Origin of the sequence: Thiothrix litoralis (genome assembly GCF_017901135.1) — a bacterium.
Classification (GTDB): Bacteria; Pseudomonadota; Gammaproteobacteria; order Thiotrichales; family Thiotrichaceae; genus Thiothrix; species Thiothrix litoralis.
In genome coordinates, this window is record NZ_CP072801.1 from 3,893,440 (window position 1) to 3,908,056 (window position 14,617).

14 protein-coding genes are annotated in these 14,617 nt (G+C 54.1%); 7 read left to right on the forward strand and 7 right to left on the reverse strand.

Annotated elements, in window-relative coordinates; translation table 11 throughout:
* Positions 1–43: 43 nt before the first annotated feature.
* Genes J9253_RS18870 through J9253_RS21205 form a run of 3 tightly spaced genes read right to left on the reverse strand, consistent with a single transcriptional unit; the run spans position 44 to position 3,331 of the window.
* On the reverse strand, positions 44–1,471 hold the full coding sequence (locus tag J9253_RS18870) for a sigma-54-dependent transcriptional regulator (protein WP_210222390.1): 1,428 nt from the start codon (positions 1,469–1,471) through the stop codon (positions 44–46).
* 31 nt (positions 1,472–1,502) lie between these two features.
* A complete protein-coding gene (locus tag J9253_RS18875) occupies positions 1,503–3,131 on the reverse strand; it encodes a two-component system sensor histidine kinase NtrB (protein WP_210222391.1) in 1,629 nt (542 codons plus the stop codon).
* Positions 3,089–3,331, reverse strand: coding sequence for a PP0621 family protein (locus J9253_RS21205; protein ID WP_266097355.1), 243 nt, complete (start codon positions 3,329–3,331; stop codon positions 3,089–3,091). The genes J9253_RS18875 and J9253_RS21205 overlap by 43 nt, the downstream gene beginning before the upstream one ends.
* Position 3,332: 1 nt before the next feature.
* Between J9253_RS21205 and J9253_RS18880 the strand changes: the two genes are divergently transcribed.
* From J9253_RS18880 to J9253_RS18890, 3 genes are read left to right on the forward strand one after another with little or no spacing between them, the layout of a single operon-like run.
* Complete coding sequence (locus tag J9253_RS18880; protein WP_210224671.1) at positions 3,333–5,045, forward strand: NAD+ synthase; 1,713 nt, start codon at positions 3,333–3,335, stop codon at positions 5,043–5,045.
* Positions 5,042–5,380 (forward strand): P-II family nitrogen regulator, encoded by a 339-nt coding sequence (locus J9253_RS18885; protein WP_210222392.1) that lies wholly within the window; start codon positions 5,042–5,044, stop codon positions 5,378–5,380. Before J9253_RS18880 ends, J9253_RS18885 begins: the two co-directional genes overlap by 4 nt.
* 26 nt (positions 5,381–5,406) lie before the next feature.
* Entirely contained in the window at positions 5,407–6,963 is a 1,557-nt protein-coding gene (locus J9253_RS18890; protein WP_228291431.1) for a tRNA(Met) cytidine acetyltransferase TmcA, read from the forward strand.
* Here the strand turns inward: J9253_RS18890 and J9253_RS18895 are convergent.
* Positions 6,937–7,704, reverse strand: a complete 768-nt coding sequence (locus J9253_RS18895; RefSeq protein WP_210222393.1) for an undecaprenyl-diphosphate phosphatase — start codon at positions 7,702–7,704, stop codon at positions 6,937–6,939. The two genes, J9253_RS18890 and J9253_RS18895, sit on opposite strands and share 27 nt — an antisense overlap.
* Positions 7,705–7,721: 17 nt before the next feature.
* A complete protein-coding gene (locus tag J9253_RS18900) occupies positions 7,722–8,840 on the reverse strand; it encodes a class I SAM-dependent methyltransferase (protein ID WP_210222394.1) in 1,119 nt (372 codons plus the stop codon).
* A gap of 47 nt (positions 8,841–8,887) precedes the next feature.
* On the opposite strand from J9253_RS18900, the gene J9253_RS18905 reads away from it, so the two are divergent.
* Positions 8,888–9,631, forward strand: coding sequence for a pteridine reductase (locus J9253_RS18905; protein WP_210222395.1), 744 nt, complete (start codon positions 8,888–8,890; stop codon positions 9,629–9,631).
* Between the two features lie 3 nt (positions 9,632–9,634).
* Here J9253_RS18905 and rfaH read toward each other — a convergent pair whose 3' ends face one another.
* Positions 9,635–10,162: a transcription/translation regulatory transformer protein RfaH gene (gene rfaH, locus J9253_RS18910; protein ID WP_228291432.1), complete on the reverse strand. Its 528-nt coding sequence runs from the start codon at positions 10,160–10,162 to the stop codon at positions 9,635–9,637.
* Positions 10,163–10,372: 210 nt separating this feature from the next.
* Here rfaH and J9253_RS18915 point away from each other — a divergent pair, with 210 nt between their 5' ends.
* A complete protein-coding gene (locus tag J9253_RS18915; protein ID WP_210222396.1) occupies positions 10,373–11,131 on the forward strand; it encodes an ABC transporter ATP-binding protein in 759 nt (252 codons plus the stop codon).
* A complete protein-coding gene (locus tag J9253_RS18920) occupies positions 11,128–11,889 on the forward strand; it encodes an ABC transporter permease (RefSeq protein ID WP_210222397.1) in 762 nt (253 codons plus the stop codon). The genes J9253_RS18915 and J9253_RS18920 overlap by 4 nt, the downstream gene beginning before the upstream one ends.
* A 45-nt stretch (positions 11,890–11,934) precedes the next feature.
* Here J9253_RS18920 and J9253_RS18925 read toward each other — a convergent pair whose 3' ends face one another.
* A complete protein-coding gene (locus J9253_RS18925; RefSeq protein ID WP_210222398.1) occupies positions 11,935–13,086 on the reverse strand; it encodes an RNA-guided endonuclease InsQ/TnpB family protein in 1,152 nt (383 codons plus the stop codon).
* Between the two features lie 147 nt (positions 13,087–13,233).
* Between J9253_RS18925 and J9253_RS18930 the strand changes: the two genes are divergently transcribed.
* The gene (locus J9253_RS18930) at positions 13,234–14,616 is read left to right on the forward strand and encodes a GldG family protein (protein WP_228291433.1); all 1,383 of its coding nucleotides are present in this window, start codon (positions 13,234–13,236) and stop codon (positions 14,614–14,616) included.
* The last annotated feature ends 1 nt before the right edge of the window (position 14,617 follow it).

The following is a 14,617-nucleotide window of genomic DNA, read 5'->3' on the forward strand; positions in this document are numbered from 1 at the left end:
CTGCCTTGTGGGTGCTAAAGGCATTATAGCGGGTTTTTGGCTGTTACCCCTCATCCAGCCCGTACTTCTGAATCCGGTAGCGCAATTGTCGGAATGACATCCCCAGCACTTCCGCTGCCTTGGTGCGGTTCCAGCGGGTTTGCTCCAGCGCTCGCAGGATCAAATCGCGTTCTGCTTCCTCATCCACCGGATTCCACGCAGGCAGCGTCTCCACCTCTATTTTTCCCTTCTTGTCTTCCATCCCCTCGTCGTTCCCTGGGCGCAGTCGAAGCGAGGGATGAGGAGCAACAATGGCATCAGCCGTTGCTGTCGGCAACTGCAAATCATCCGGCTGGATCGTATTGTTATCGCACAGGGTACTCGCCCGTTCCAGCACATTTTCCAGCTCGCGCACATTGCCGGGAAAGGCATAGCTGGCCAGTTCATCGCGTGCTGCCTGCGAGAGCCGGATCGGCGGCATTTGCCAGCGTTTGGCAATCTTTTTCAGGAAAAAATCTGCCAGCAGCAGGATGTCTTCCTGACGTTCGCGCAATGGCGGCACTTTTAGCTTGATGACGTTCAGGCGGTAATACAAATCCTGGCGGAAATGCCCTGCTGCCACTTCATGTTCCAGACTTTTGTGAGTGGCACTGAGGATGCGCACGTCCACGGCGGTTTCTTCCAAACCCCCGACGGGTTTGATAGCACCTTCCTGAATCGCCCGCAAGAGTTTGACCTGCATGGTCAGCGGTAAATCGGCGACTTCATCCAGAAACAAGGTGCCTTTGTGGGCGGCCTGAAACAAGCCTTGTTTGTCGGCGACTGCGCCGGTAAAGCTGCCTTTTTTGTGTCCGAAAAATTCGCTTTCCATCAGGTTTTCGGGAATAGCACCGCAGTTAACCGGCACAAACGGGGCTTTGACGCGGGAGCCTTGCTGGTGGATCTGGTGCGCGACCAATTCCTTACCGCTGCCGGATTCGCCGTGAATGTACACCGGTGCTTGGCTGCGTGCCAGTTTGTGGATGGTGCCTTTGAGTTGCTGCATGGCGGGAGAATTCCCCAGAATACTGCTACCGTGAGTGGCGCTGTTGTCATCATCAGGCACGGTTTGGTGTGCCTTGCCCGCTGACAGTTTCAGTGCAGTTTGGATTAGTTCGCGCAGTTTGGGCAAGTCCACGGGTTTGGATACAAAATCGTAAGCCCCGGCTTTGAGGGCTTCCACGGCGGTATCCATGCTGCCAAACGCCGTAATCACGGCGACCGGAATGTGCGGGTGGTGTTTTTGCAGGTAACGCACAATGTCGATGCCGTTGCCGTCGGGCAGCTTCATGTCGGTCAGGCACAGGTTGGGCTGGTGTTGCTCAATTTTGTCGAGCGCGGTTTGTACGTCGCCCGCCGTGACGGTATCCAGCCCCATGCGCAACAGGGTGATTTCCAGCAATTCGCGGATATCAGGTTCATCGTCGATGATCAGTACAGTTTGTTCGGTCATGATGATTGTTATCTTGTTGTTTTATCTGTTTTTAACGATGGTGGGAGAACACCAAGCGGAAGCAGCTACCACCTGTCGCCAAGGCGACATAATCGAGGGTCGCCCCATTAGTAAGGCATAGTTCGCGCGACATGAATAGTCCCAGACCTGTTCCCTGGGTGCTGGTGGTAAAAAACGGTTCAAACAGGCGCTGGCGTTGGGCTTCAGTCATGCCACGCCCATTGTCGATGATATTGAGCATGATGTCACGGGTATGTGTCGGGTTGCCGCCATGGATGTCGAGTTGTAATTTACCGGGGGCTTCGTGGGCGTATTTGTAGGCGTTGCGGCACAGGTTCCAAATAATCTGGTGCAAGTGGGCGGGGTCGAACTCGATCACGGTGTCGGCGGGTTCGATAAACAGGTTGACCTGATCTTCACGCAGTTGGTTTTGTAAAATGAAGTCTTTACGGAATTCGTGCAGCCACAATTTGAGGGCAAGGCGTTCGCGGTTGGGGGTTTTTTTGCGCGATAGGTTGAGGACGCTTTCGATGGTCAAGTTCATGCGCCGCGCGTTGGACTGGATGATTTGCAGCAAGCGGATGTCAGCTTTGTCCAGATTCTGGGATTCGGTCATGAGTTGCGCGGCGTGGCTGATGGCACCGAGTGGGTTGCGGATTTCATGGGCAATGCTGGCAGTCAATTGCCCGAGGGAGGCGAGTTTGGCGCTTTGCAGCTTTTCACGCTGTTCAGTGGTGTCTTCCAGATTGATCATGGTGGCACGGCGCGACTGGTTGCCGAGTTGTGAGAAGCGTGCCCGCATTTCGGTGGTGTTCTGGTGGCGCACGTCGAAACTCGCAATGCGCGGACAAATGGTATGTAACCAGTGTTGCAGGTGGTGGTCGAGTTCGGGGGCAAATTGTTGCAGCGGCTTGCTGCGCCAGTTACCGGGTTGCCCGAGCATGTCCCACGCGGATTCGTTCATGTGGCGGATGGCGCCGGAACCTTCTACCACGACGATGCCGGATTCGAGTTTGTCGAGGATGGACTGGTTAAGCTGCGACAGGTTGGCAAGGTCGACACCGCGCCGCTGGGCGAGGGTGGCGACGGCGCTGGCTTTGCGTATCCAGCGGTTGCTGGCAATGCTGATCAGCAGGATGAAAAGGGCAATCAGACCGCTGTGCATGACGCTGCTTTGATCCGCCACCTCTTGAGACTGAAACCAGACCTGTAGGGAAACCAATAACATGCCCGTGATGGTGGCCAGCATCAGTGAGACGTGACCGGGGTTGCCAAGGTGGGGTATGAGCACGGGAATCAGTAATAAAATGCCGAACCCGGCTTCGATGCCCCGGCTGGAATAAAGCAACCCCAACAGCAGGGCAATATCCAGCAGTACAAACAGCACCGTTTGCACCGAGAGGTCAGGCCATTGGAAATAGGACGCCAAATTACTGACCACCGCCAGTACCAAATAAGCACCTGTCAACCAGACGAATAATGTGGGGTCATAACTGCCGAGTTTGACGTTGCCGTCTGCCATGACCAGTGCAATCAGGAATGCACCCGCAAGGGTGAAACGGTACACATGGTACAGGCGTAGCAAATTCCACGGGTCTTCGTGCAGGAAGACCGGGATCAGTTTTTCGTCAGATGTAGCTTGGCGTGTTCCAGACTGCAAAAGTGTTTCCCCCCCTGGGAAATCGCTTCGTGTTCCGGGACATGCAAGCCGCACTGCAAGCAGCGCACCATGCGGGTGTTATTAGTCATTTTCCCGGTCGTTTTTTTGTGTTGTCCGCCCAGACTTTGCCTGCGCTGCCAAGATTTTAACAGAAGAAACCCAACTACGAGCAAAACAAGGATAAAAATAATACGGGACATGATGTGTTACAGCCTTTTCAGGTATAGTCTTCAGATTGTTACCTTACCGCTTTATGACACTGTGCAAAAGAAAAATCAGACATTACGCATCGCATTGGCTCAATTGAATGTTTGCGTGGGGGATGTGCAAGACAACCTCCGCAAGGTACGCGAAGCTATCCATCAGGCGCGTGAACAACAGGCCGATGTGGTGGTGTTCCCGGAATTGGTGTTGGCGGGGTATCCGCCAGAGGATTTGTTGTTCCGCCCCGATTTTATTGCCCAGATGCAGGCGGGGGTCGATGCATTGGCGGCAGAAACTCAAGGCATCACGGTCATTCTGGGTGCGCCAGTGCAGCGAGCAGGGCTGTTGCAAAACATGGCTTGCGTGCTGCGTGATGGTGAGGTGCTGGCTGAATACGCCAAGCAATGCTTGCCCAATTACCGGGTATTCGACGAAAAACGTTACTTTACACCGGGCACTGAGCCACTGGTTATTGAGGTCGCGGGTGTCAAACTCGGCCTGCTGATTTGTGAGGATATTTGGGAAGATGCCCCGGCAAAGGCAGCGGTCATCGCAGGCGCGGAAGCCTTGTGTGTGCTGAATGCTTCCCCGTTCAGCTATGACAAGCAGGCGCAGCGCACTGAATTGTTGCAGCGCCAGGCTGCTACCACGGGTTGCCCGTTGGCGTATGTGAATGTGGTGGGTGGGCAGGATGAGCTGGTATTCGACGGTGATTCCATGCTGTTGGATGCGGTGGGGAATATCGTGTTCCGGGCGCAGGCGTTTGTCGAAGGCGTCTTTGTGCAGGACTGGGATGTGAAGAGTGTGCGTAGGGGCGTATTGCATACGCCCTCCGATCTTACACCCCTGATCTACCAAGCCATTACCACCGGCATTCGCGATTACGTGCACAAGAATGGCTTTTCCCGTGTATTGCTGGGTTTGTCGGGCGGGATTGATTCGGCGCTGGTATTGGCGTTGGCGGTGGATGCCTTAGGCGCGGAAAATGTTGAGGCGGTAATGATGCCGTTCCATTACACCTCCGAGATGAGTGTGGAAGATGCCTATCAGCAGGCCGCGTGGTTAGGCGTACATTACCGTAATCTGCCGATTGCTGATATTTACAATAGCTTCACGGGTTTGCTCGCACCAGAATTTGGTGACAGGCCGGTGGATGTGACCGAGCAGAATTTGCAGGCACGTATCCGGGGCGTGTTGCTGATGTCATTGTCCAACAAGCTGGGGAGTTTGCTGCTGTCCACCAGCAATAAGAGCGAAAGCGCGGTGGGTTACGCGACGCTGTATGGCGACATGGCAGGCGGATTTTCACCGCTGAAAGATGTTTACAAGCTGCAAGTATACCAATTGGCGGAATACCGCAATACGCTGGGGCAGGCGATTCCGCAACGGGTGATTGAGCGCCCGCCATCCGCAGAGCTGGCACCGGGGCAGGTGGATCAGGATTCCTTGCCACCTTACGAGGTGCTGGATGCCATTTTGCAGCGTTTCATTGAGAACGATGAAGTACTGGATGAGATTGTGGCAGATGGATTTGACGCGGCAATCGTGCGCCGTGTAGTGAATCTGGTACTATTGAGCGAATACAAACGGCGACAGGCTGCACCGGGTGTGCGGATCAGTGGACGCGGGTTCGGTAAGGACTGGCGTTACCCGATCACGTCTGCCTGGCGTAAAAATTTACCCTTCAAAACCCCAAAGGAGCAAGCATGAAGCTGATTCAGGCCATCATCAAACCTTTCAAGCTGGATGACGTGCGTGAGGCGCTGACCGAGATTGGCGTGACCGGGATGACCGCTACCGAAGTGAAAGGCTTCGGGCGTCAGAAAGGCCATACCGAGCTGTACCGTGGTGCTGAATACGTGGTCGACTTTCTGCCGAAGGTCAAGTTGGAAATCGTGGTCAAGGAAGAGCAGGTCGATGCGGTGATCGAGGCTGTGCAGAAAGCGGCGCATACCGGCAAGATTGGCGACGGCAAGATTTTTGTCTCGGCAATCGAGCAAGCTATCCGCATCCGTACCGGTGAAAGCGGGCGGGACGCTGTATAAATAACCTGCCACGTCGGCTGCAACGCGTGAGCGGGACGCAAGCCGAGTGTGTGCAACGGGTGCAAAGCCTGTTGCCTGCGGATGGCAAGGTATTCTGGGTAACAGGAGCTGCGAAAAAAGCGCATACCTTGTTGGGTCAGGAATGCACTGCCCTAGTATTTGATGCCCACAGCGGCTTTGATGTGAATGCGTTTGCAGCAGTGAGTGGTACGTTGTGTGGGGGCGGAACCTTATTTTTGCTGACCCCTCCATTGGATGACTGGGCGACCTTTCCTGACCCGGATTACCGACGGTTTTTGCCGTACCCGCATCAGCCTGAGGCGGTGGACGGGCGGTTTTTGCGGCGTTTGGTGGGGATGTTGGAAGAGCGGGAGGGCGTATGCAATACGCCCCTACCAACGACCGTAGGGGCGTATTGCATACGCCCTCTTCATGACCAAATCAATGCCATCCAGAGCATTTTGCAAGTCCCTCTGCCAGTGGTGCTAACCGCTGACCGGGGGCGTGGTAAGTCGGCGGCACTCGGCATGGCTGCCAGCCAGTTGTTTGCTGCGGGCAAACGAGTGTTATTGACGGCGCCTTCCCGAGCGACGGTTGAGGCTGTTTTCAAACATGCCGAAAACCCGCCGCTATTCTTTGCGCCGGATGATCTGCTGCAAACCTTGCCGCAAGGCGATGTGTTGCTGGTGGATGAGGCGGCTGCTATTCCCGTCCCGTTGTTGTTGAAGATGTTGGAACATTATCCGCGTTGTGTATTTTCAACGACATTGCATGGCTATGAGGGCAGTGGGCGCGGGTTTGCGTTGCGTTTCCAGAAAGCGCTGGAGGTGCGTGCGCCCGGTTGGCAAGCCGTGCGTTTACAGCAGCCGATTCGTTGGGCTGAGAATGATCCGTTGGAACATTTCATCAATCAGGCGTTGTTGTTGGATGTTGGGGGCGAGGAGGTCGTAGGGGCGTATTGCATACGCCCTCGTTACCGCCTATTAGACCGGGATGAACTTGCCGCCAATGAGCCGTTGTTGCGGCAACTCTTCGGCTTGCTGGTGACGGCGCATTACCAGACACGGCCGTCTGATTTGCGGCAGATGCTGGATGCGCCGGATATTTCCATTCATGTGCTGGAGCAGGGTGAAACGATTCTCGCGGTGGCGCTGCTGTCCCGCGAAGGCGGGTTGGATGCGGCGCTGACGGCTGCCATTCATGCCGGAACACGCCGCCCGCACGGGCATCCGATTCCGCAGACCTTGACCTTCCATGCTGGGATGGCGGGCGCGGCAGAACTGGTGTGCGAACGGGTAATGCGCATTGCTGTCCAGCCCTCGCTGCAAGGGCAAGGGCTGGGAAAACAATTACTGGAAAAGCTGGTGAGCCATGCTGGGGATAGCTGTGCAGACTACATCGGTGTCAGCTACGCGATGACCCCGGAACTGCTACGCTTTTGGGAACGTGCCGGATTCGTGCTGGCACGGGTTGGGCACCGCAAGGATACCGCCAGCGGTAGCCGTTCCGCCGTGCAAATCCGGGGGTTGACGGCGGCAGGGCAGCGTTTGTGCCGGTTATGCCAACCACCACAGCAGCACTAATCCGAACAGGATGCGGTAAATGCCAAACGCCCGGAAGGTGAAACGCTCCAGAAAATGGATAAACAGTTTCATGGTGAGATATGCCACCAAAAACGCTACCACAAAGCCGATGATCAGTGGCATAAAGCTGGTGCTGGCGAATTCGTCGTAATGTTTCAGCAAGGAATACGCAGAGCTTGCACCTAACACGGGGAGCGCTAACAGAAACGAAAATTCTGTACTGGACTTGCGATCCAAGCCCGCCAACATGCCACCGATAATGGTTGCCCCTGCGCGGCTTGTACCCGGCACGAGGGCGAACAGTTGTGCAAAGCCTACCCATGCCGCTTGTTGGTAGCTTAGGTCTTCCATCTGCTTTACCCGGTGAGATTCTTCACGGTAAAAATGCTCGACCACTAGAAAAATAATGCCGCCGACGATAAACATCCAAGCCACGACTTGCACACTGAACAGGCTTTCAATCAGGTCACTGAACAAGAAGCCGATGGCAGCAATGGGGAGGAATGCGATGCAGACCTTTACCCATAAATTCAGGTGGCGCGGGTGAAATTTGTCGGTGTAGTTGGCAATGACCGCGAAAATGGCGGCAAATTGAATGATGATTTCAAACGCGGTGTTTTGGGCATTGCGATCCATGCCCAGCCAGTCGGCCACGACAATCATGTGACCGGTGGAGGAAACAGGCAGAAATTCCGTTATCCCCTCAACAATGCCTAGGATAATGGCGTGTAAAATATCCATCAAGAGAATCCTTTTGGTTATAAGTGTTGTTGTTGGCTGGCAAACCTGAAGCCCTGTAGCTCAGCGGCAACGCTTTTACTAAAGGCGATTACTTTGAAACGCTCCCCCATTTCGGCTGGAAGGCTGAGGGTGCGTATCTGCTGGGCGAGTTTATATTGATCAGCAGGATTTGTCTGTAAGGCGTCGATGAACAATGTTTCGAGTGCATTACTCGCAAGAAAAGCAGCTTGCGTGGTGTAACCGCCGAGCGTGAAGCCCACATCCAGCCCAGCATGGGCAACCGCCGTAAAATCCACGCTCGCGGTAATATCTTGCAGGCCGGGGTAAATCAGCGGATTGTCATGCACGCGGTGCTGGTAGTGGCAAATCAGTGTGCCTTGTGTGCGGTCGGGGCGATAATAATCCGCCTGTTCGTAACCATAGTCGATCAGTAGCAAAACGCCCGCTGCTAGCGAATCTGCCATGCTTCGCATCCAACCGGGAAGATTGGGGTTGAATTCGGAGGTGTAATGACCTTCTACGGGGACTAAATCAAAACCATCCCCTTGTATTTCCACCTGCCGAATCACCCTGTCTCCATCGACCAAGGTGAATAATTCCACCGGCATGGCATCCAGCACTTCATTGCCGACGATCACGCCGCGCAGGGGTGTTTCTGGCAAACGCTCCAACCATTCCACTCGTGCCAGTAAATGCGGTACATGCCGTTGCAAAGTCTGGCGTTGGCGGTCGCGCAGTTCCGGGCTGAGATCAAGTATTAGGTAACGTTCGGGCAGACAATGGAGGGCTTCTAACCGTGCCAGCATATCGGCCGCCATGATGCCGCTGCCTGCGCCCAGTTCCAGCACGTCGCCGCCGCCGAGTTCCGTCAGTACTTGCGCACACTGGTTGGCGAGGCATTGCGAAAACAGCGGGGAAATTTCGGGGGCGGTAATAAAGTCGCCATCCTTGCCGATTTTGCGCGAACCCGCGACGTAATAGCCTAAGCCCGGTTCGTACAAGGCCATGCGCATAAATTCCCGGAAGGGGATGCTGCCGCCATTGGCGATTATTGCAATACGAATGCGTTCGGCGAGCTGGGCGCTATGTGCCAAAGCCTCAGCAGAAGGTGTGGGTAATGTGTCAGTAAAGCGCATGTCGGGTTATGATAATGAAAAATATAAAGCTTAACAGAAGGTATGGCATGGCGACATTGGAAGGTAAGGTAGCATTGATCACAGGTGCTGCCCGGCGCATTGGCGCAGAAACAGCTCGCACGTTACACGCAGCAGGTGCAACGGTGGTAATCCACTACCGCAATTCCTCTCAGGATGCTGAACACTTACAGGCAGTATTGAACCAGCAGCGTGAGGATTCCTGTTTTCTGGTAAAGGGTGATTTGCTGGACATGGCGACGATTCCGGCACTGATTGCCGACACGGTGGCGCAAGCGGGCAGGCTGGATATTCTGGTAAACAATGCCTCATCCTTTTACCCCACACCCTTGGCAACTGTGACCGAACAGCAATTCGACGACTTGATCGGCACCAACCTGAAAGCACCGCTATTCATGGCGCAAGCCGCCGCACCGCATTTGCAGGCCAATCACGGTTGCATCATCAATATGGTCGATATTCACGGCTTACGCCCCTTGCAAGGTTATGCGGCCTATTGCGTGGCAAAAGCCGGATTGCTGATGCTGACCCAAGTGTTGGCACGGGATTTGGGGCCCGCCGTGCGCGTCAATGGCGTAGCACCTGGCGCGATTCTCTGGCCTGAAATGGTGGAAAACCACGCGATGCACGCCGAAATACTCGCCAAAACTGCCCTGCAACGTGAGGGCAACCCCACCGATATTGCCAAAACCATCCTGTTTTTGGTGCGTGACGCCGATTACATTACCGGGCAAGTTATCCCGGTAGATGGCGGGCGGCTGCTAAACCATTGAAACTTACGCGGCGTACAGTTGTGCCGGGGAAAGGGCTAGCTTGGTCTGTTTGTGGAGTATTTCCAGCAAGACAATGACCCGTTCCTGCCCGTCATATTTCTGGAAAATGGCGTCCAGACCCCGGAATGGCCCATCGGTAATCACCACTTTGTCGCCGGTGTGGAAGCTGTCGAGGTCAATGGCGCGTTCGCCCAGCATGGCTTCCTGCTCTTGCAGCGCCCTGATCAGCGCTTCGGGAACGCGGGCAGGCTCTGTGCCAAAGCGCACAAAACTGCTGATGCCGGTGGTGGAGCGGATCGGTGCCCAGTTGTCATTCACGCCATCATCGAGGTGGATAAACATATAGCGAGGGAACAGCGATTCGATTTTGGTGATGATTTTGCCGCGATGTGTGCGCAAGCGTTTGGCGAGGGGACGGTAGACGTCGTAGCCTTGGTTGCGGAGTTGAAATTCTGCGACTTCATCCTTGTGTGGTTTGCTGGTCAGCAAGAACCAATTCCTGTCGGTTTCGACATTCATTTCGACACTCATAATGTAATACCTTTAGTAAGCCCAACTAAAATTGCTGCTGACGCTCCACTTACCAAATCCCCAAACCTAGAAAGTATCTACATGTCACACAGCGTTACAATATTCTGAGTCTATTCGATATACTCAGAAGTTCAACCCTTATGAATATAGAATATTTTTATCAAAAATTCATAATTATTAATGAATTCTGAACCGACAAGGGCAAGTTACATGATAAATCATCAAGATAGGCTCATTAATGCAACAGGATTGTCACGCTACTATAGCGAGCATTGCGCGGTAAATAATGTAGATGTTTTTTTGCACAAAGGCGAAGTATTGGGCTTGTTGGGACCAAATGGTGCGGGAAAGTCCACCACCATGCAGATGTTGACAGGAAATTTATCCCCCAGCGCGGGTGAAATTCAGATAAACGGCATTGACCTGCTGGATGAGCCACGCAAAGCCAAGCAGCAAATTGGCTATTTACCGGAACAACCGCCGGTTTACCGCGATCTGACGGTAGCGGAATACCTGCATTACTGCGCCCGCTTGCGTAATGTGCCAGCAGCGCAGCGCAAAGAGGCGCTGGAGCGTGCCAGCGAGCGCTGTGGTTTGCAGGATGTCAGCAAACGCCTGATCGGCAATCTTTCCAAAGGCTATCGCCAGCGGGTCGGGATTGCGCAAGCCATTTTGCACAACCCGGCAGTCGTCATTCTCGACGAACCCACCGTTGGCCTTGACCCGATCCAGATTCGTGAAATCCGCCGCCTGATCCGCGAATTGGGCAAGGAGCATGGCATTATCCTCTCCACCCATATCTTGCCGGAAGTGCAGGCCGTGTGTGATCGGGTGCAAATCCTCAACCGGGGCAAAACCGTATTCAACGATACGCTGGAAGGCGTGGAATCGCTGGAAAAAGTGTTTTTCGACCTGATTTTCCGCGAAGCTGACGCTGATGAAGCGCCAGTCAAGGAGGTGACAGCATGAATGCAATTTGGGCGATTGCCAGTACCGAGTTCCGCCGCATGTTCTTGTCGCCGCTGGCGTGGAGCATTCTGGCGGTGGTGCAATTCATCCTCGCGTGGATGTTCCTGTTGGGTTTGAATGAATACACCGTGCAAATACAAGCCACTGCGGTTGGGCAAGAGGACATTGCGGGAATTAGCGAGGCGTTGATTCCTTTCCTGTTTTCCACCGCCGCTTCCATTATGTTGGTGGTGATGCCGCTGATTACCATGCGCCTGTTTGCCGAAGAGCGCATGAACCAGACTTTGACCTTGCTGACTTCTTCGCCGCTTTCCAATACCCAGATTGTGCTGGGGAAATATTTTAGCGTGTTGGGGTTTGTGTTGTTGTTCGTCGCTTTGCTGGCGTTGATGCCGATGTCATTGAGTTTGTCGACCCAGCTTGATTGGGGGCAACTGGCAGCGGCGGCCTTGGGGCTGACTTTGTTGTTGGCGGCGTTTGCAGCGGCAGGTTTGTTTCTGTCGTCATTGGCGCGGCAGCCAGTGATTGCGGCAGTCACGACCTTTGGTTTCTTGCTGTTGCTGGAAGTGTTTTATCAGTCAGGGCATTCACAAGGGGCGTCGAGTGAGTTGTTTATCTATTTGTCAGCCTTTGGGCATTTCCTGTCGTTTGTGGGCGGCATGTTTGATAGCAGTGATCTGGTTTACTACTTGCTGTTTATTGGCGGGTTTTTGATCCTGACTATTCGTAGGCTCGACAATGATCGGTTACAGGGGTAAGCACGCTTGACTACTCCCCACGGCTAAAGCCGGGGGATTCCTAATTCACCGAGAACAGGACGACGACACCGAAATGCCATCGCCACTAACATTCTCTCCAAAGGCTAACACCGCCAGCCCGGCGGCTAAAATGTTACGTGCTGCATTCACGTCACGGTCGTGGGTTGTGCCGCATTCGGGGCACTCCCACGATCGCACGTCCAGCGGCATGTTTTCTTTCACGAACCCACAGCAGGAACAGCGTTTAGTGGACGGGAAGAATTTCCCTATCTCAACGTATGTCCTCCCGTACCAGCCAGCTTTGTACGCAAGCTGGCGAGTGAACTCACCCCAACTTGCATCCGCAATGTGCTTGGCTAACGTTGGGTTCTTAATCATGTTCTTCACGGCGAGGTTTTCAGCACAAACCACTTGGTTCTCGTTAATCAGTTTGCGGGACAACTTGTGCAAGTTGTCCGAACGGTCATCGGAAATTTTCGCGTGAACACGGGCGACCTTGCGTTTAGCTTTCAACCGGTTCTTGCTGCCGAGTGTCTTCTTGGCAAGACGGCGTTGGTACTTCGCGAGTTTAGCCGCGTGTTGTGCGGTGTGGCGGGGATTACCGGATTTAAAACCGTCAGAGGTAACGAACAAATCCTTGATGCCCACGTCAATGCCTGCCTTTTTATCGGTGACGGGCAACAGCGTGGGTTCAAATTCACACAAGCAAGACACAAAATAGCGTCCGGCCTGATCTTTGGAAACAGTAACCGTGGTGGGGTCAGCCGGAAGTGCCTGACTCCACTTGATATTCAGCGGTTTATCGCACTTCGCCAGTTTCAATTCACCGTCACGGTAGCTGAACGCGCGGTACGTGAATTCAGCCGATTGGCGGTGCTTTTTAGATTTGAAGACAGGGTATTTTGCCCGACCTTCAAAGAAGTTTTTGAACGCCGTTTGCTGATTCCTCAAGCATTGTTGCAGCGGAACACTGGAAACGTCGTTCAGGAAAGTAGCTTCAGGCAGTTTTTTGATGGCAGTCAGTTGGGAACTCGCTTTCGTGTACCCAACTTTTTCCTGAGCCTGATAGTAGGCATCCGTGCGGTAACGCAAGATGCTGTTGTAAACGTAGCGCACACAACCGAACGTCTGAGCCAGCAACGTTTCTTGTTGTTGGTCTGGGTAGAATCGGAATTGGTAGGCGCGTTTAGTTTTCATTATTCACAAAATATCGTATATTTCGTGAAGAGTCAACAACCGAAGATAGCAAACCAAACGGAGGAGCGAGAAGAGGGTCGGCTGTCGCCGACGCGCTATCCCTCCCCATGCCTAAAGGCAGGGGTATCTCGCGCACGACTGATGAAGATGAGTAAGAATGCCCACCGTTTGGTGGGGGTGCAAAATGCGATTTTCTACGTGTTATTCGTGGTGGTCATCGGCTTGCTGGGCTTTTTCGGGCGCGAATTCAAGTTCGCGGCGGACTGGACGTATGATGGGCGTAACAGCTTGTCAGTGCCGACCCAGACCTTGTTGAAAACGCTGGATCAGCCGCTGAAGTTCATTGCCTATATTCCCGATAACCCCATTTTGCAGGAGCAACTTAAGCAGTTAGTGGGTAAGTATCAGCGGGTCAGGCCGGATATTGTGCTGGAATTTGTTAACCCCGACCTTGACCCGGCGCGGGCAAAACAGGACGGGATTGATCACGCAGGCCAGCTTGCCATTCACCTCGGTGAGCGTAGTGAAGTGATGGATTCCGCCAGTGAGGCCACCATCGGCAGCGCTATCCAACGCATGAGCCGGGGCGGGGAACGTCTGGTGGTGTTTCTGGAAGGGCACGGCGAACGCCAACCCTTGCTTGACCAGTCCACCGGCATGTCGCAATTGGTGGCCAATCTGCAACGCAACGGTTTCCTGATCCAGCCCTACAATCTGGTGCGTACCCAGATGCTGCCGCAGAATGCCAGTTTTGTGGTGATTGCAGCGCCCCAGCAGGATTTTCTGCCCGGTGAAGTGGAGGTGCTGAAAAAGTACCTGGAACAGGGCGGTAACTTGTTGTGGTTGCAAGACCCCGGCGGTTTGCATGGTTTGCAACCGTTGGAGGAATTGCTTGGCCTGCAAATCTATGATGGCACGGTGATTGATGCCAACGAGCAATTACAAGCCTTGCTGGGGATTAATCATCCGGCAGTCGTGCCGGTGGTGGATTACGGCAAATCTGAAATTGTGCGAAAGATGGCCGGTAAACAGACTATTTTTCCGTTTGCGACCATGGTTGCCCGTGCGCCTAATGCGGGGGATAAGGATGGCGCGTTGGACTGGCAGGCAGAAGAATTCCTCAATACCTTGCCGGGCAGTTGGCTGGAAAGCAGTGGGGTGCTGGAAGGTGCGGTGAGATTTGAGGAGGGCAGTGGCGATGAGGAAGGGCCGATTCCGCTTGGTGTCACGCTGACCCGTGAGTTGGCTTCGGCTACGCGCAGCCAACGGGTGGTGGTGATCGGCGACAGCGATTTCATGCTTAACAGCTTCATTGGGATTGGGGCAAACCTTGATCTGGCTACCAATACCTTCAACTGGTTGAGTGCGGATGACAATTTGCTGGAAGTGCCAGTGATCCGCGCTCCCGATACCAAGCTGGATTTGAGTGAAACGGGGGGATTTGTGTTGGGGACGTTTTTCCTGTTCGTACTGCCGCTCGGCTTGTTGCTGGCTGGTGTGTGGATTTGGTGGCGCAGGCGGAGACGTTGAA